This window comes from Paenibacillus sp. FSL H7-0737, from assembly GCF_000758545.1.
Lineage (GTDB): Bacteria > Bacillota > Bacilli > Paenibacillales > Paenibacillaceae > Paenibacillus_AQ.
On sequence record NZ_CP009279.1, the window covers coordinates 4,333,105 to 4,351,784 of the forward strand.

15 protein-coding genes and 1 pseudogene are annotated in these 18,680 nt (G+C 43.2%); 4 read left to right on the forward strand and 12 right to left on the reverse strand.

Annotation, left to right across the window (positions count from 1 at the left end; all coding sequences use genetic code 11):
• Positions 1-33 precede the first annotated feature (33 nt).
• From H70737_RS19005 to H70737_RS19045, 9 genes and pseudogenes are all read right to left on the reverse strand, one after another.
• A complete protein-coding gene (locus tag H70737_RS19005) occupies positions 34-639 on the reverse strand; it encodes a YkoP family protein (protein ID WP_042189657.1) in 606 nt (201 codons plus the stop codon).
• A gap of 351 nt (positions 640-990) precedes the next feature.
• Positions 991-1,397, reverse strand: a pseudogene (locus H70737_RS31310) (MFS transporter); the annotation flags it as partial.
• A gap of 19 nt (positions 1,398-1,416) precedes the next feature.
• Positions 1,417-2,607, reverse strand: coding sequence for an NAD(P)-dependent malic enzyme (locus H70737_RS19015; RefSeq protein WP_042189661.1), 1,191 nt, complete (start codon positions 2,605-2,607; stop codon positions 1,417-1,419).
• 70 nt (positions 2,608-2,677) lie between these two features.
• A complete protein-coding gene (locus H70737_RS19020) occupies positions 2,678-4,021 on the reverse strand; it encodes a 2-hydroxycarboxylate transporter family protein (protein WP_052404344.1) in 1,344 nt (447 codons plus the stop codon).
• 178 nt (positions 4,022-4,199) lie between these two features.
• Positions 4,200-4,907: a response regulator gene (locus H70737_RS19025; protein WP_042189663.1), complete on the reverse strand. Its 708-nt coding sequence runs from the start codon at positions 4,905-4,907 to the stop codon at positions 4,200-4,202.
• Positions 4,904-6,511 (reverse strand): DcuS/MalK family sensor histidine kinase, encoded by a 1,608-nt coding sequence (gene dcuS / locus H70737_RS19030; protein ID WP_042189665.1) that lies wholly within the window; start codon positions 6,509-6,511, stop codon positions 4,904-4,906. Before dcuS ends, H70737_RS19025 begins: the two co-directional genes overlap by 4 nt.
• A gap of 155 nt (positions 6,512-6,666) precedes the next feature.
• Complete coding sequence (locus tag H70737_RS19035; protein WP_042189667.1) at positions 6,667-8,199, reverse strand: flavocytochrome c; 1,533 nt, start codon at positions 8,197-8,199, stop codon at positions 6,667-6,669.
• 182 nt (positions 8,200-8,381) lie between these two features.
• Complete coding sequence (locus H70737_RS19040; RefSeq protein ID WP_042189670.1) at positions 8,382-8,792, reverse strand: DUF6855 family protein; 411 nt, start codon at positions 8,790-8,792, stop codon at positions 8,382-8,384.
• Positions 8,793-8,914: 122 nt separating this feature from the next.
• The gene (locus H70737_RS19045; protein ID WP_231573303.1) at positions 8,915-10,192 is read right to left on the reverse strand and encodes a hypothetical protein; all 1,278 of its coding nucleotides are present in this window, start codon (positions 10,190-10,192) and stop codon (positions 8,915-8,917) included.
• A gap of 270 nt (positions 10,193-10,462) precedes the next feature.
• Between H70737_RS19045 and H70737_RS19050 the strand changes: the two genes are divergently transcribed.
• Positions 10,463-10,936: a hypothetical protein gene (locus H70737_RS19050; RefSeq protein ID WP_042189671.1), complete on the forward strand. Its 474-nt coding sequence runs from the start codon at positions 10,463-10,465 to the stop codon at positions 10,934-10,936.
• Positions 10,937-11,075: 139 nt separating this feature from the next.
• Here the strand turns inward: H70737_RS19050 and H70737_RS19055 are convergent, their stop codons facing one another.
• Positions 11,076-11,654, reverse strand: coding sequence for a sugar O-acetyltransferase (locus H70737_RS19055; RefSeq protein WP_042189673.1), 579 nt, complete (start codon positions 11,652-11,654; stop codon positions 11,076-11,078).
• Positions 11,655-11,820: 166 nt separating this feature from the next.
• On the opposite strand from H70737_RS19055, the gene H70737_RS19060 reads away from it, so the two are divergent.
• Positions 11,821-12,711 (forward strand): LysR family transcriptional regulator, encoded by an 891-nt coding sequence (locus tag H70737_RS19060; protein ID WP_042189675.1) that lies wholly within the window; start codon positions 11,821-11,823, stop codon positions 12,709-12,711.
• Between the two features lie 196 nt (positions 12,712-12,907).
• Here H70737_RS19060 and hcp read toward each other — a convergent pair whose 3' ends face one another.
• Both hcp and H70737_RS19070 read right to left on the reverse strand, forming a co-directional pair.
• Positions 12,908-14,200, reverse strand: a complete 1,293-nt coding sequence (hcp, locus tag H70737_RS19065; protein ID WP_042189677.1) for a hydroxylamine reductase — start codon at positions 14,198-14,200, stop codon at positions 12,908-12,910.
• A gap of 92 nt (positions 14,201-14,292) precedes the next feature.
• Complete coding sequence (locus H70737_RS19070) at positions 14,293-15,693, reverse strand: MFS transporter (protein ID WP_052404345.1); 1,401 nt, start codon at positions 15,691-15,693, stop codon at positions 14,293-14,295.
• Positions 15,694-15,927: 234 nt separating this feature from the next.
• On the opposite strand from H70737_RS19070, the gene H70737_RS19075 reads away from it, so the two are divergent.
• Together H70737_RS19075 and H70737_RS19080 are read left to right on the forward strand one after the other, a co-directional pair.
• Positions 15,928-17,508: a spore germination protein gene (locus H70737_RS19075; protein WP_081951163.1), complete on the forward strand. Its 1,581-nt coding sequence runs from the start codon at positions 15,928-15,930 to the stop codon at positions 17,506-17,508.
• 5 nt (positions 17,509-17,513) lie between these two features.
• On the forward strand, positions 17,514-18,680 hold the full coding sequence (locus tag H70737_RS19080) for a Ger(x)C family spore germination protein (protein WP_052404346.1): 1,167 nt from the start codon (positions 17,514-17,516) through the stop codon (positions 18,678-18,680).

Below are 18,680 nucleotides of genomic sequence, written 5' to 3' on the forward strand. Positions count from 1 at the left end.
AATAATTACACCTCCATATAACAAGCTTAAGACTTATCCAGAATAGTTCTGTCCGGGTGAGAACCGACTCTTCAGTGAGGCCCGTGAATGAATCAGTAGCATCGGGACCAGTTGTTCGGTTCGCCGACTGATTCTTTGTCTCCCTTCCGGATGCATGGCAGACAGCAGCAATCGAAGATAAATGGTGGTGATGCGTTCAAAAACACCGGACTTTATATTTTGTTGTTCAAAACCAAGACCGTGTGTTAATCCCCGATGGAGCAGTGTAATCCCCAATAAAGCCTTGACCTGCCTGAACTCGGACTGCGATTCGAAGGCTTCATTGATTTGCTGCATTGATTTGCGCAGCATGCGAGCCGTTTGGAGTGCAGCACGATCCGATCCTTCGGACTGGATCAACTTCAGGATGCTTCCATTATCGAGGTGGAGCTCTCCCACCCACTCCCCCTGGTTGATGACCGTGGCGTCCTGGCATACAATTGGCTGTCCCCGGTGTTTTTTTAGCATCACGGTACATATACCAAAACTCGACTTATGCGATCCGCGAAAATGTGAAAGCAACGCAAAAGCTTTTTCCCACATCATCCAGACGGATTGCACTGTGGTTTTACGTATTTTGAAACCCAACTCATCCACCATCCTTAATACGGTTATAGTCTCTCATTTCATACATTGTACATAACGGAACTTTCTTTTTTCTTATCCGATTCTCACAAAAATCTTAAGACTGTTCGACTGCAACAAGGAACATAATGAATCACATTTAATCTTTTTTAACATCTACTTCTATTTGACGTTATTCACCGGGAATTCTCTGCGCGTATATCAAATTTTTATACAACTATTTTCATTAGGACATAGGCTTCTCCAGACCACATTGCGGGTCCCATGTGACTTCAAAGTAAAAAGGTAACTTCAAATGAAGTTACCTTGAATAAAGAATCGTTATGATGTCATTTCATCGTTTTTTGTTTATTGATCACAAATTTACTAGCTGTTTAACTCCCTTGCTTCCTCATGATGAATAAGACATGCTACTATCAACCCAATGCACAGAATACATTCCAATAGAAGAAATGTAATTAAATAACTTGCATGATTCATCAATTGAAGCGAGATAATCGGACCAAAGCTTGTGCCTGTAAACAATATAAAAGTATATACAGATACAGCTATCCCGCGCATCTTGCCGCCCACTTGCCAAACAAGCGAAACAAGTGAAGGAACGGCTAGTGCGATCCCCCCACAAAAAGGATGCTCATCACAATAAGCAGCGGCAGATTAGAAATCATCCCCATAGACGCCAAACCAATGATCGCTAGCAGCAATCCACCGCGAAGCGTTATACCTACGCCGACATGCTTGGATATTCTTCCAGCCAATGGAGAAACAAGCATAAGGCAGAGTTACCTAACATCATGTATTATTGCTTTCCATTAACGTACCTATTCTTGCCACACCACTCTTGAGCGCCGCTCGAATAACCGCTTCCCGGATACGTTCCACTACCCGTGGATCAAACGCATTCGGCATAATATAAGTTTCATGAAGATCACTGGCGTCAATTACTGAAGATATCGCCTCTGCAGCAGCCAGTTTCATATCTTCATTGATTTCAGTGGCGCCACAGTCAAGGGCTCCACGAAAAATACCGGGAAAACAGAGAACATTATTGATTTGGTTAGGAAAATCGGAGCGCCCTGTCGCCATAACCTTGACGTAAGGCGCGGCAATTTCAGGATCAATCTCCGGAGTAGGATTGGCCATGGCAAATACAATCGGATCAGCAGCCATTCTTTTTACATCACCTAGCTTTAAGGCACCTGGGGCGGATAGTCCGATAAATACATCGGCACCCTGAATAACTTCAGATAAGGAACCTATCTCCAGATGTGGATTCGTAATTAGTGCAAACTCACTCCAATGCGATTTATCGTAATGGACAGCACGGTTAATTGCACCCTGGCGGTCCACACCGATCAAATTTACAGCACCGGCATGCAGGAGCATCTTGGATACGGCGATACCGGCGGCTCCAATACCGTTCACCACTATCTTTACATTCTTAATGTCCTTGTTGCATACTCTTAACGCATTCAAAATTCCAGCCAGTACCACAATCGCCGTTCCATGCTGATCGTCGTGGAAGACTGGAATATCGAGCTCCTGCTTAAGTCTCGCTTCAATCTCAAAGCAACGAGGCGAAGAAATATCTTCGAGATTAATGCCTCCGAAGGTAGGGGCGATTGCTTTGACAATCGCGATAATTTCCTCGGTATCTTTTGTATCCAGGCAGATTGGGAAAGCGTCCACATCTGCAAACTGTTTGAACAACGCTGCTTTGCCTTCCATGACCGGCATGGCTGCTTTGGGACCGATATCGCCAAGTCCAAGTACAGCTGTTCCATCACTAACGACAGCCACCGAATTTTTCTTAATCGTATATTCGTATGCTTTATCTTGGTCTGCGGCGATAGCCTGACACACTTTAGCTACTCCGGGTGTATATACCTTGGATAAATCCTCCATGCTTCGAATAGGGTTCTTCAAGCCGGTCTCCAGCTTGCCGCCAACATGCATCTTCATTACTTCATCCATTATTTTCATTACTGTTCCTCCTGTTAATTGCAATATATTTTTCTCTATAAGCTTTCTGGCTGTATGCTTGACATCCTAATTAGCTCCAAAACCGCAATAGAATAGTTGCCACAATAACAGTGCTGACGCCGCCGATCCGGGTGGAGATCTGGGCAAATGGCATGAGCTGCATACGATTGGAGGCAGAGAGAATGGCTACATCTCCGGTTCCACCCAAGCCGCTATGGCAGACGGTTACAATTGCCGCATCGACAGGGTACATATTGATTTTTCTTCCCACAAAATAGCCGGAAACCACCATGCTGAAGACGATGGCGAGGCAGGTCAGCACATAAGGTAGAGAGATAATGGCAGCTACATCCTTCAGAGGAACGTATAGCATGCCCAAACCTACCATGAGCGGCCATGTCAGGTTACCAGCAACGAACTTATACAACTGGTAAGCCCCATTTTCGAATCTTTCGGGAAGCGCCTTGACACATTTGATCAGAACGGCCATCAGAATCATGACAATCGGTCCGGGTATCCCTACATAATCTGCAAGCAATGCCCCAACAATGAAGAAACTGCATGCGATCAGAAGTCCCGCACCCATCATCATGAAATCTTTGGGTTTGTTATCCGGATTGTCATGCTGTAGATCGTCACCGGATTTGACTAGTGTACCGTTACCGCTTAGATGGGGCTTTTTCTCGCCCAGACGTTTCAGGAAGCCCGCCACAATGATGGCGAATACGTTACCGATAATTGCCGACGGGATCATCTGCGATACGTAATAACCCGCTTCGTGTCCACCCAGAATGCTTGAGTATGCAATCGAGAGAGGAAGAATCCCTTCACCGATTCCACCACCAAGGATCGGTACGATAATAAAGAAGAAAGTATGATACATGCTATAACCTGTGAGCGTTCCTACCAGTAGTCCACCGAGAACCGCTGCAATCGTCCCGACGATCAGCGGGATGAAGATCCGCGTAATACCCGCTACCAATGTTTTGCGGTGCATGCCGAGCATACTGCCACTCACCAGGATGGAGATGTACAAGTACAGAAAGTTGGCCTCTTTCATCAATGTGGTGACAGCGTCTGTCACAGTAGAGTTGAACAAATTCAAGTAAATCAGCAAGGATGGGATCATAAGGGCCATGATTGCGGGGCCGCCTATATTTTTCAACAAGGGAAGCTTCATACCGATATCACTCAGCAGAATACCCAGAACCATAATGACAGCGAACCCTCCAATCATGTCATTCGGTAGCTTCCCGGCCACACTTGCAAGAAGAATGACCACTGCCAGAGCTAGATACACAGGGAGCGGAAAGACACCGACCTTAAAGTGCTTACATTTTTGAATGAAGGCAGCCTTTTCTGGCAGGGGACCTTCCTTTCCTTTGGTAACAGGTGATGGAATCGTATTTTGCATTTTTCATTTCCTCCTAAACTCTTTTCTAGCCTTATAGTAGCGGAAATGAAAGCGCTTTTGTTTTTACGTAATTATTAATTGAATTATAAAAATTATTAAAGTAAGCGCTATCAAAAATAGGCAATCAAAAACCGCCGATTCCTTATAAAACACGGAACCGGCGGCCCACTCCAAAAAATTATATGAATTTAGAAATCACAGAACTGCCGCGGGAAGACATGCGATATCGCTGTACAGGTCTTCCTATGGTGCCATAGGTCAATTCACTGTTCAGCGCTCCCATATCTGCGAGGACGGCAAGATATTTCCCGACCGAAACCCGCGAGATTCCGGAACTAACTGCAATCTCTTCAGTGCTAAAGGAATTTGCATTATGGGTCTCCACCGCTTTCCAGACCGTCCGAAGTGTGTGCCGGGTAAAGCCCTTAGATAAATCCTGAACGACCGAGGGCTCTTTCCTATACCCGGTTAGCTTATCTAGTTCAGACTGATCCAGGGAATCCTGATTGCGGAACAGGAAATGCTGCTCCTTGTAGGCGGAAAGGGCTGCGAGAAACCGTTCAAACTCAAACGGTTTGATAAGATAATCGACTGCACCGTTCTGAAGCGCGTCTCGGATACTGTCCTTATCGCTCGCAGCTGAAATGATAATCACATCTATTCGTTTACTGCCTCGACGGAGAGCGGACAGCAGCTCCAATCCATTGCTCTCCTTCATGTAAATATCCAGCAGAATCAGCTCGAAAGACTCATCTGCCAATTTGATCAGAGCTTCACCCACTGATTTTGCCCAGCCTTTACACTGAAAACCTTCCACTTGCTCCAGATAGAATTTATTCATCTCGGCTACCATCGGATCATCTTCTACAATCAATACACTAATCATTGACCATCACTCTTTGCTCGATAAGGTAAACTAACCGTAAATCGGGTCCCTTCTCCCTTTCCTGTTTCACAAACAATCTTACCTCCCATAGCTTTAAGGCTCCGCTCAACCAGATACAAGCCTATGCCTCGATCATGTCCTTTTGTCGAATACCCCTGTTGAAAAATATACGGCAATTTCTCATCTGGGATACCGCTTCCATTATCGCTAACCGTAACTATCAGCGTCTTATCCTGATATTGAAAGCTGAAATGAATATATTTGCTGCCTCTACCTTCCGGTGCTTCCATAGCATTATCCAAAAGATTACCGACTATCGTAATGAGTTGGCAGGAGCGTTCCGGATCGCTAGGCTCCGGCAGAACCCCATCCTCCAGAAGCACCAGCCGAACTCCGGCTTCTCTGGCCCGGCTCAGCTTACCCAATAGAAAGCCGGCCATCACAGGGTCCTTCACTTGTCTCACCACCGTTCCCATCTCTGCCTGTGTTGTTGTGACAGTACTTGTTATATACGCCTCCAACCGATCATACCTTTTCATATGTGTTAATCCTAATATTACATGCAGCTTGTTCATAAACTCATGCGCCTGGGCACGTAATGCTTCGGCATATAAGGAGATGCCAGATAACCTTTCCATAAGTATGCTGATTTCCGTCTTATCACGGAATGTGGCAATTGCACCTTCTACAGCTCCCTTTACGTGAATGGGAACCACGTTTGCCAGTAACGTAACACCGCTATGCTCCACCTCCAAGTCCTGGCTGGCTTCACCGGTTTTGAGCACTGTATTCATCCGCAGTGATGGCCAAAAGCTCTCCACCGACTGGTTCAAGGGATCATCCTGCATGCCAATGGCTGCAAGCAAACGCCTGGCTTCTGTATTAATCAAAGTAATACGTGACTCTTTATCAACGGCAATGACTCCCTCCCTAACTGACTGTAGCATGGAGTTGCGCTCTTCCAAAAGCTTAGCAATAGCGGCCGGTTCCATGCCAAACATCATTTTTTTGATAACACGTGCCAGCAGAAATGCTCCTGCAGCCCCTATTAGACTGCCTATAAGCAATCCCCAATAAAGGATTCCCACGTTCTCTCTTATGGCAAGTCTGATGTTTCCTAGTGATATTCCTACTGCCACCGCTCCTAATTGTTTCCCGCTTGCAGAAAAGACAGGTGAAAACGCTCTTACAGATGGGCCCAAAGAACCCTCGGCTTCCGAAATGCTTTCCTGCCCCTGCAAGACTGCGGCTTCGTCGCCACCGATAAAATGCTTACCAATTTTGTCCTTGTCCGGATGGGAATATCGGATTGCATTCATATCCATGACCACAACAAATTCCACATTGTTCAACAATCGGATTTCCTCAGTGTAGCTTTGCAATTCAGACGAGCTGCGTGATTTGTTTAACGCTTCAATAATTAGAGGGTTACGCGATAACGTACGGGAAATGATCACAGCCTTTTGTTCCAACGAGGATTTTGTTTGTGAGGAAACCTTTATACTAAATAGCACATAGACCACTAGCAGCATTATGATAAGAACTGCACCAATCATCAAAGTAATTGTTGTTTGCAGCCGAAGTGTGTGTTTGCCAATTTTCATCAGCTGTCCCTCCGGAAATTTTTCTTCATTCTAACGTATACGTGCAAGGCTGGCTATGACCTTATACGCTACACCGTTATTATAAAACAACAAACGCATGGCTAAGATGAGCCCAAGCGTTTGTTTGCCTAGCCGAAAAGAGGCAGGGGGATAACTTATTGTGCTTTTACGAATTCAGCGGATTTTATACCCGTTTGGCGGCCGAAAATAATGATTTCCGCAACAGAGTTACCGCCGATCCGGTTTTGACCATGCAAGCCTCCGGTAACTTCTCCTGCTGCAAAAAGGCCTGGAATCGGTTGTCCGTCTTTATTTAAAACTTCAGTGTTGGTGTTGATTTTCACGCCTCCCATCGTATAGTGAATTCCCGGGCCGATTTTAATTGCATAATATGGCGCGCCGGACAAGTCATTGTCCATTCCGGTTGTTCTGCCGAAGTCGGCATCCTGTTTATTCGTCACCGTGCTATTCCAGCTGTCCAGTGTAGTTTTCAACTGATCTGCCGGTACGTCCATTTTTGTTGCCAAAGCCTCGATCGAATCTCCTTGGATAACGAAGCCCATTTTTTCATATTGTTCAATCGCTTTAGCGCGAGATTTTACGCCGGAATCAAATACAAGAAACGCAGATTTCTCAGGAATCTTATTGATTGCAGCGGTGACATTATCTCTTGTATCCAGTTCGTTTGTGAAACGTTTGCCTACACTTGAAACCAGGATCGCTCCTTCCCCACGAACAGCCTCCCCAATGAGATAGGATTTTTCCTGCTGCACAGTCGGGTGAACTTGGATTTGATCCATATCGACTGTGGTACCGCCGAGCTTCTCAATCATCTTGATACCGTCACCGGTGCTGCCCGGCTGGTTGGTGGTAACGTACCCCTCCAAATCAGATCTGACTCCTGAAATCATGTCTAGATTGGCGCCGAAACCACCGGTTGTCACCACGACAGCAGATGCTGTAATCGTTCTCTCCTCCGTTTGGCCAAAGATGACTTTGACGCCATTGACCTTACCGTCTTTTTCGGTAATTTCCTTGACATTGGCGTTCACAAAAAGGGGAATGCCTTGTTCTTGTACGTTTTTCACCAAACCTTTGACAAGGTATTGTCCTACTGCAGAACCATCTTCAGGACGGTGTGTACGTTTTTCGTTCATCCCACCTGTAATCGTGATATTATTCAATCTAATCCCGATAGAATCCAGCCAATCAATCGCACTTGCGGAATTGTCTACGAAGAAACGAAGCATCTCTTTATCGTTCGTATCATGGCCACCTTTTAAGGTCTCTTCATAAAAGAGATCATTGCTGTCTTCAATGCCTTGCTCTATTTGGAATTTCGTTTCAGAAGCATTCATTCCCGAAGATGATTTTGTTGTATTCCCGCCGGCAACCGGCATTTTTTCAAAAACAACCGGGTTCATACCTTTTGCTCTCGCCTCAAGTGCAGCAGACATTCCTGCACCGCCTGCACCGATAATGATGATGTCATATTTATCTTTTAGTTGATCGTACGGTGTATAGCTAGCTTTGGATGCTCCCGAAACGGCTTCAGTTTCCTTTGTCTCGTTGATCTTGCTGGTGTTCTTGTTCCCGTTTCCATTGCTGCTGTTGCTATTGCCACATCCTGTGATAACAAGCATGACTGAGAGAACGAGAATAAGAGCAGTGGTTACTTTTTTATTCATGTTATAGCTTTGCCCCCTTGTGAATATTTTTACAATCAGCTTAACGGCAAAGGCCCTGCTCTTGAAAGTTTATGTAACTAAAAAAAACGTTTTGTAACTAAATTAATCACTGCAATGTGTACGAAAGACCACCGGTTAGGGGCATGGCTCAAAAAAAGAAGAGCCTTTAGGCTCTCCTTCGTTTACAAGATCGCTTTCATCCGATTGTTTCTTGGATTATGCTCTACTTCCGCAAGACCCAATTCTTCGAGCAACGGTGGGATATACATTCCGAATCGCCCCCGAAGTCCCTTCTTTAATCCATACCAACCGCCGACAGGGTTTTCAGGTGAACGCCCCCATGCTTCAACGGTACCTTCTTTTGCTGGTTTTTGCTCATCAGCACTTCCTAACTCCATCCAATCACCATTTTGTATAAGCATGGCGTGCAGATCTTCAATACAGCGGTAGTCATAATGCAAAACCGTTTTCCCTACAGTGCAAACTATAATTTCTTTACCGTCTTTTTCGACCTTATACATTTCATACTCGGATGTTTGCGGTGGTGTCTTTAACTTCCAAGGATTTTCCTTGGTTCCTGTAGCTGTCGTCATATTTTCAACTCCCAAAGTAGCTCACAAAATTAGTAAGTTCTACTCATTTTATTATATTTGCATCACCTTACTATACTTCATTACCTTTATTCGTCCTACTCAGTATAAGAAAGCTTGCACTATCATTCCAAACTACTCAACTCCACCACATCTCCACTAGTGGCCTTCACAGCATAATTACAATCTAACTTCCCGCACAGCACATACTTCTTCTGCCCAGGATCATACACATAGACGGGTGTTAATTCGAACCATCCCTTGAGCTTGTCATAAGCTTCGTCATGGCTTACAGAAATCCCCTCTTCGCTCTTGAACTCATCAAACATATCGAGCATTGGCTTGTTATCCATATAATTTATAACCTTATAATTCTGCACATCGATGAACAGGAGGATCTTACGCTGGAATATACGATTACTTGGCGCCTTCATCCTCAGTGTTGCCTGAATATGTCCTCTTTCCCGTTGAAAAGTCTTCAACATCCATTCTCCGGATTCATCCGGAAAGAGCTGGCTTAAACCAGCTTCGACTGCGGCTATACATTCGGCTTGTTCTGCGTCTGTGATAGGAAATGAGTCCGGATGCGGCTCACTAGCTATTGCCTGCTCAATGGTAACAACCTCAAGTAGACGTATCTCCGTCCTTTCGAACGGCTCCAGCTCCGTATTCTGTTGCTCCCAATGGATTACTTGATCAATATTCAGTCGTGCTCTTGTACCTGATATAAACTCAAACGGGATGGTGGTTGTTCCGTCATTTGTAATGTAGATTTCTTCTATCCCATAGATCGGCAGGAGTTGCTTCGTCTCGTACACCGGATATTCTATAAGCTGTAGTTGTTTCCTCGCCTGTGGCTCTATCGTTTGAAGTGTGAGAGTATAGTTCTCTTTATGCACAAGGGAGCTGGAAGGAAACTGGCCATATACACTGTAAAAAACAAGCCTGCCTTCCGCATCGAAGCGAAGCTCGATCCGTCCACCAGGAGTGACTGGTATGCTACCTATTTTTTCAATAAAATGATATTCTCCAATCTGTTCCTTCTCTAAGTGAAATTGTTTACCGTATACAATCCTTGCCTCATCTTCAATCCACCGGATGACTCCGTTAAAATCTATATTTTGGAATGGTGTCCCATTCGCATAAGATATCCCGCCAACAAAAATCACACTTTTATAGTTGCGGGATTGTAGGTCAATCGTGATGACGGCAGTTCCTTCCGGATTGTAATCGCCCTTCCATTCCTTCATATGTGCAGGAAACCATTCCATACTAAGAAAATAGTTGGTCTCTCCCAGTATCGTAACGTCGCGATAAATTTCATGAGAGTGTAAGTAGTAGTTGTCCAATCCATATTTTTGCTGTGTAGCATCAAGCAGTTCTTTGATTCGAATATCCATCATAGTGCACCCCATAAAATTGATGCCTACATCATACCATTACTTAGCGTTGATTACGAAGCGCAGCAGCGAATATTGGAGTCGATTGTTACTTATTAAATAGTAAAATCTTCTGAATATACTACATGCTCATGCAATGGGCTTTGGTGATGTTCAGAAAATGATCAGTAGCTTGGGTTTTAATAATGCAGAGTGTAATAATATTTTGCACAACCTTCACCAGAATTCTATACGTGAATAATAACTAAAAATTTTTAATGGAGGTAAATCATCATGAATGACATCATCGATGGAAATGCGGCATTAATACAATTTTTCCCACTTCCAGCGCATCTTTATAGTAAGGATATTGCTTGTATTGCAACTGTTGCTTATGCAGAAGAGCAGGGACCAAATTTAACGGGCCTCATAAATGCTCTATACTGCAAGGGATATATAAACCTTGATCATCTACTAAATTCCACGTGGAAAAAACTATACCAAGTTCCGAGGTTGGGACACAAAAGACTGATGCTTCTACTTCGTTTACTAGAACGAATTTCTGCAGATCCCAAGACCATAGAAAACCATACCATTGTCCCTCGTGTTACAATGCAGAGTAAAAAGGATATGAAAGAATTAACTTTAAAGAGGATTATAAAGAAGTATAACGAAACATCTGTGGTGGTATTAACTGAAGCTACCGAAAAAGAAGCTCGTATAAAGAAAATTAAAGATAGACTCCGTGAAATGGGGTTGATTATATAACAATATCCCGCCAATAATCACTGATGGGAATCTTTTTTATGATCGATTTGGCTTGTGTGCCTGGATTACCTACCAACGAAATGCAATATACTTGCATGAAAAAACTCAAGCGGCATTACGCTTGAGTTTTTAAGATGTATTACAAATTGTTAATAATTTTTTTAAGCTCTTTTGCCGGTACTCCTGCAACGACAGTATTCGCTGGAACATCTTTAGTGACAACTGCTCCTGCCGCAACAACAGAGTTATCTCCAATCGTCACCCCGGGCAGTATGGTAGCGTTTGACCCAATCCATACATTGTCTCCAATGATAACTGGAGAGGGATAGGTTACATTTCTCGTTTCTAAAGGTAACCCATGATTAAGAGTAGCAATCGTGACATTCATACCAATCATTGTACCGTCCCCTATATTAATTCCACCTCTATCTTGGAAGGAACAGCCTATGTTGAAAAACACATTCTTCCCTACAGTGATATTTTTCCCAAAATCTGTATAAAACGGCGGAAAACACATAAACGACGAATCAACTTTATTGCCTGTAAGTTCACTAAAAATCTCCACTATTTCTTCTTTTGAATGATAGGATGTATTCAATTCCATTGTGATCTTTTGAGCTTGATAACTGCATAGAGTTAATAATCCATGCAATTCTTTATCCTCACCCGAAATTGAATTTCCCTTCTTACAAAAATTAATAAATTCTTTCATCTCCATTTTTAAAATCACCAGCCCAATTTAATTATACTTCTGATAATGAGGTTCATATGTTTAGAGTTCAACCTTTTCATTCACATCATAAGTTGATATGATTCAAATGACTAATACTTATACCAAATACATTCTTATGCCTTTTAAGCATAGATATAATAAGGAGACTGTTATGGAAATTCGTGTATTACGCTATTTTATTGCTGTAGCGAATGAAGAGAATATATCGGCTGCTTCAAAACAGCTGCATTTGTCCCAACCTACATTATCAAGACAATTAAAAGACCTTGAAATGGAATTAGGAGCAACTTTATTTGAAAGAGGTAATCGGAAAATTACTTTAACAGATGAAGGGAAGTACTTATTTAAAAAAGCGAAGGAAATCGTTGAGCTAGTAGATAAAACCGAAGTCAGTTTTAAAGAATCAAAAGAACTGATTAGCGGAGAAATTTACATTGGTGGTGGTGAAACAGAAGCTATGAATTTCATTGCCAAAGCATCAAAAGAATTACTTGAACATTATCCAAGTATTCGATTTGATTTATACAGTGGTAATGCTGACGATATTACTAGTAAGTTAGACAGTGGATTATTAGACTTTGGCATTGTCATAGAACCCACAGATAAACAAAAATATGATTATATAAAATTACCTGCTACTGATGTTTGGGGTGTTTTAATGCGCAAAGATAGTCCTCTAGCGTACAAGCAGTTCATCCAGCCAATAGATTTAATAAATAAACCACTGTTAATTTCACGTCAAACTGCTGTCAGTAACGAATTCACAGGATGGTTTGGAGCGAATATCGAGGATCTCAATATTGTCGCAACTTATAATCTACTTTACAATGCTGCACGAATGGTAGAAGAAAATATTGGATATGCATTGTGCTTGGATAAACTGATTAATACATCAGGAGATAGCAAGCTTTGCTTTAAACCTTTAAACCCCAAATTAGAGGCTAATTTAAATATTATCTGGAAAAAACATCAAGTGTTTTCTAATGCAGCAAATAAATTTTTAGCTCAGCTACGAAACAATATAAAAATATATAATTCATAACTGTAGACAATAACCCTGGAAAAGCGATCCCCCCCCCAATCGTAACATGTGTTTGTATGTTAGCTTGTCTTCAAAACGCAAGAAAAGCTCAAGCTTTTTTCTCAGCTTGAGCTTAGTCTTGCGATATTAAATATTGTACCCTAACCAATGATACACAGCACTCCATATGTCTCACGTGTTAAGCACCCATATTAACCTACGATAACGCCAACATCGCGTTCATATCTTCCTCGGCAGTGGTAATCAACTTTAACCCAAAAAGCTCTACCAACACATCCAACACCCCATCCGAGATAAACTCAGGCGGTTTCGGTCCGATACGAATATCCTGAATGCCAAGACTGAACAAACCCAGCAGAATCGCTACCGCTTTTTGCTCAAACCAGGACAGCACGATGCTGACAGGTAGCTCGTTCACCGTACAATCAAATGCCTCAGCCAGAGCTAAAGCAATCTTCACCGTAGAACCAGAATTATTACATTGCCCAAGGTCAATATAACGCGGAATTCCTGTGTCTCCAACAGTTCCATAATCTACGTCATTAAAGCGGAATTTTCCGCAAGAAGTGGTTAAAATGACGGTATCGTTCGGTAAGGATGTCGCCAACTCGCGGTAGTAATTCCCACCTTTACCTGGCGCGTCACAACCCGCAATAACGAAAAACCGGCGGATATGCCCATCTTTGACAGCCTGAATGATCTCTGGTGCCAGCCCGATTACTGTTTCATGATGATATCCTGTCGTAAGTACCAGATCTGACTCTACATCAGCCGCAGGTAATGACAATGCACGATTAATCAGGGGGGAGAAATCGTCATTCGTGATTTTCGCTACACCTTCTAGTCCTGCTACTTCATATGAGAAAAAGCGGTCTGCATACGTACCCTTAATCGGCATCACACAGTTTGTAGTTGCAAGAATCGCACCAGGAAACTGCTCGAAAAGTCTGCGTTGATCGTACCAAGCTTTGCCGATGTTGCCTTTCAGATGTTTATACTTTTTGAGCGCAGGATAGCCATGGGCAGGTAGCATTTCCGAGTGGGTATAGATGTTGATGCCCTTTCCTTCCGTCTGCTGCAGCAATTCCTCGAGTGCATACAAGTTATGCCCTGTCACCACAATACATTGACCTTCTATTTTATTCTGGCTAACTGTGATTGGTTGTGGAATCCCAAAGCGATCCGTATGCGCACGATCCAGCAGATCCATGACACGAACCGCCGCATCTCCAACCTTCATCGCCATCTCCAAATGCTCCTGCGTATTAAAGTTGGAATTGGTCAAGGTCATATACAAAGCTTCGTGGGTAATACGATCCACCTCAGGATCGCTATATCCTAGCTGCCGAGCATGTGTTGCATAAGCTGCAATTCCTTTTAAGGCAAAAATCATCGTGTCCTGTAAACTCGCAATGGTTTCATTTTTGCCGCATACACCAACAACGGTGCAACCGCCAGTCGGTGTCTGTTCACACTGGTAACAAAACATATTGTTATCCTCCATATCTAGATAATCTTTCGTTACTCAAACGTAACAGAACACCAAACCTTGAGTTGTGATTACACACACATTTTTTTAGATCAAGCAGATTTAAATGGCCGTCTATTGATAACAACCATCATTATAATAACGCCTATACAAATGAAAATATTAATCCCAAAAACCATTTTGAACGCCTGTAGCTGATTCTCCTGCCCTATCTCTCCACCCACCATGCCAAGTCCAAGTGCTGAACCAAACACCATCCCCGCATTTCGTGTTAAGGCAATTATTCCTCCAATTGAACCTACGTGTTCCTTAGGCGTCTGCTGCATAATATAGCTATTATTCGGAGAAGCAATGAGCCCCATCCCAAGTCCAATAAGACATAGAATCGCAGCGATTCCATAGACCGGGATATTCTCTAAAAATACTAGCAACAGGACGAACCCGCCTCCCATAGCACTCAGCCCCATAAGCATCAGCCGACGAGAACCATAACGATCGGACCAGTAGCCTGCAAGAGGACCTGCAAATGCCAATGCAATGGGATAAGCCGCCATAATGTAACCGGTCGTGGAGGACGAAAACTGAACCGCTGCTCCCATCAAATAAAATGGAATAAGGACAAGCAAGGTATTAGAAAGAATAAAAGAGGCACAGCTAACGATCAAGCCACCCGCCACAGCAGGAATTCTCAGCGCCCGAAGAGGTAGAAAAGTTGTCTTTTGCGTCCGTTCCCATAATAGAAACGTGACCAACAGCAGGATAACCCCCATCAAACTCGCCATCGTCTGCTTAGACACCCAGCCCCACTTGCTCCCATTTGTTATCACGAGAAGAAGCAAGGTGATCCATACCATGAACAAGCTAGCCCCCACGATGCTGACTGTTCCCGGCTTACGATCTTGCACACGGCTCGGAATGTACCGGTAAGCCATAACTGTAGCCACAATTGCCACAGGAACATGGATCAAAAATAGCCACTGCCAGCTGAGCCACTCCGCAATCAACCCTCCCGCAATAGGGCCTGTCATCCCGCCCAGTGCGACAGCCGTACTCAGAATTCCGAGTGCATGTCCTCTTTTCTCTTTCGGCATATGGATGGTGATGAGCGCAATATTCGTTGCTTGGAACATCGCAGCGCCTATTCCCTGCACAACTCTAAGCGTAAGCAATATTGGCAGATTAGGTGAAAAAGCGACCAAGATCGAACCAACTGTAAAAATCACATATCCGAGATTATGAATGCGGCGAAACCCATAACGATCACCCAGTTTTCCCATCACAGGGAGAAGCGCAGTAATCACTAGTAGGTACCCTGTTGTGATCCACAAACCCTTTGCAAGCTCCGTCTGAAAATGATTTATAAAAAAAGGAAGCGATACATTCATAATTCCGGCTGTAAAATGGGAAATAAAAGCTCCCATACAAATAGCCGCCATCATACCCAACCGCCGCCTGCGGGTGCCCGCTAGCTCTGTATTTTTTGCAACATTCATGCTGATCCCGTCCCCACTCATATTTGTCTAAGAATTACTAACAATTATAAGTAGATCCATTGCCAGGACCAATCCCATAAAGATGGGATATGAGAATCAAGCTCCATTAGTGAAAAAGCAATCTGATCAATCTAAATTTGCATTCAGATTAAAGCACACACCTACCTAGAATAAATTCCTAAATCAGGGAGAAGATAAAAATCACTTAACATCTAATTTATTAAGGAGAACTGCATGCGGAAATTTTTCAGCCCCAAGATACCTCCGGCAAATCCTAAGCTGCATCCACAAACAGAAACCAAAAATGAGCTTTCAAACAAGGATCCTTTGTCCCATGCCATCTCTGAATCTCTCGAGGACAATTTGCAGATGATTAGCGATTGTTTTGCCAATTGTTCAGATCTAAAGATTATCCCTTGGAATTATGGCCCTGATCTTAGCTATCAAGCCTTGGCAATCTACTTCAATACACTTACCAAGTCTGACCCTACAAATCATTTTAAAGATACTTTGCAAAATCTTGTTCCGCATGAGCTAGGTCCCACCTCAGATGTAAATGTTAAAGATGTCATCTCTTTCTTTGAACAAAATGGGGTTACTTCCCCACTCCTTGAATTGATGGACAATATCAATCAGGCCGTTAAGGGAATTCTTGACGGAAAGGTTGTAATTCTCTTTGATGGCTGGCAGAAAGCAGTCGCATATTATGCCCTTGATGTTGAGCAGCGTCAAACCTCTGAGCCTATTACTGAGCCAACCGTACAGGGCCCACACATCAGCTTTATAGAAAGCTTGGAGCGTAATATTGGTGTTATTCGTAGCTTATTAAAGACTACTAATCTTAAGTTTGAATTCTTCACTTCCGGTAAGCAGGTTCAAAGAACGTTGTCCTTTGGTTACCTGGATGGAGTAGTGAAACCAGAAACATTACAACAGTTCAAGCAACGCATAGCTGATATCGAAAAGGAAGAGATTATTGACGTATCCTATCTCGAAGAGTGGATCGGGGATTCTCTCTACTCTCCCTTTCCACAAGTCCGCTACACAGAACGACCAGATACAGCTATAACCGCTCTACTTGACGGGAAAATTATTGCTATGGTAAACGGAAGTCCTTCCATATTGATATGTCCTGGAAATTTCATGGAATTTTTTACGAATAGCGAGGATTATTACTACCGAACCATTTTTTCATCTTTAATACGGTTGATTAGAGTGGCTGCCTTCATTATCGCGCTGTTATTGCCTAGCACCTATATTGCGTTATCTAACTTCCATTCCGAACTAATTCCCACTGTTTTGCTACTTGCCATTCTTAACACGCGCGAAGGCATTCCCTTTCCTGCCTTGATCGAGGCATTGATCATGGAATTTTTCTTTGAGCTATTAAGAGAGGCAGGCATACGCTTACCTAGACCGATCGGGTCAGCCGTCAGCATTGTTGGTGCATTGGTCATAGGACAAGCAGCTATACAATCGCAAATTGCCTCTCCGGTTATGGTTATTGTCGTGGCCTTAACGGGGATTGCCTCTTTTGCGCTCCCTCAATACAATATGGCCATTGCACTGCGAATCTTGCGGTTTCCATTAATGATTCTTGCGGCAACGTTCGGAGGGCTTGGGATCATGGTTGGTTTTATACTGATTTATCTTCATCTGACTACCTTGCGTTCATTAGGTGAGCCGTATTTAGACTCGTTGGCTCCACTTGACCTTAAAAAAGTACGTTTTTCAATTTTCGTTCTGCCGAGAAAGCTACTGCTTCATTCACCTCGTAGTCGTCATTTATATAAAAAGACTTCAGGAAGGAAGTAGATATAGTGAATCGACTTACTACCATGCTAATCTGCCTTCTTGTTCTCAGCCTAACTAGCGGATGCTGGGATAATAAAGAACTTGACGAGTATGGGTATGTACAAGCAGTAGCCATTGACCAAGGTGAAGATGATCGCTTTGTGATAACGACTCATTTCTATAATCCTTCGACCAAAATTGAAATGGGGCAGTCAGGGAATCCAGCGTCCAAGGGGATTAATATTTCAACGAGTGGAGAGACTTTTTTTGAAGCCATACGAGAAATCCCTGCAAAATTCGGCCGCAAAGCCAAATGGGATCATATGCGTGTCATTTTAATCGGTGAACAATTAGCTAGAAACGTGAACATAAGGGAAGTGCTTGATTTTTTCTCTAGGGATCAAGAGCCACGTGGTACCGTTCTTCCCCTCATTGCTGAACAAGCCGCTGCACCTTTTTTAGATGTAAGTCCGTTTATTGAACAAACCATTGGTCAACAGTATAAGAGAATGGAGACGAGTGGTGCTCTTTATGCCGCAAAAACTTCCAAAATCCCTCTCTATGAGCTGGCTATTCAAATGTGCAGTCCCTCCAACACTTCTGTTCTACCTTACCTGCATAAGACCAGTGTAGATAATAAAGCAATAATATCAGGACTAGCGCTAATACAAGACGGGAAAATGGTAGAACTTCTGAAGGAGAAAGACACAGAAGCGTTCATGATGCTGATGGACAGATATATCTATGGAGCCTTAGAATTCCCTTGCACCAATGAGAACGAAAATGCGCTGCGAAAAAAGGAATCTCTTGAAGTGCTCACCTTCAACAGTAAGCTTACTCCAACCGTGAACAATGGTTCTGTTTCCGTCGGTGTAAAAATTGCAATTGAAGGTACAATCGGAGAGTTACGCTGTTCACATTTAAAAACATCTAAAGACATGAAACAATTTGAACAACGGATTGTAGCTCAGGTTGAACAGCAGGTGAAACATACTACCGATTTTTTTAAAACAAAAAAAGTAGATGCACTTGGAATTGGTAATCAGATCTATCAAAGAAATCCGCAACAGTGGAAACAATTAGAGCCGGTATGGAAGGAAAAGATTGCTCAGACTGAATTCGATATCAATGTTGAAGTCAAAGTGTTAAGCACTGGTATGAACTCAGGTACAATATTCGGGACAAAGGAGTAG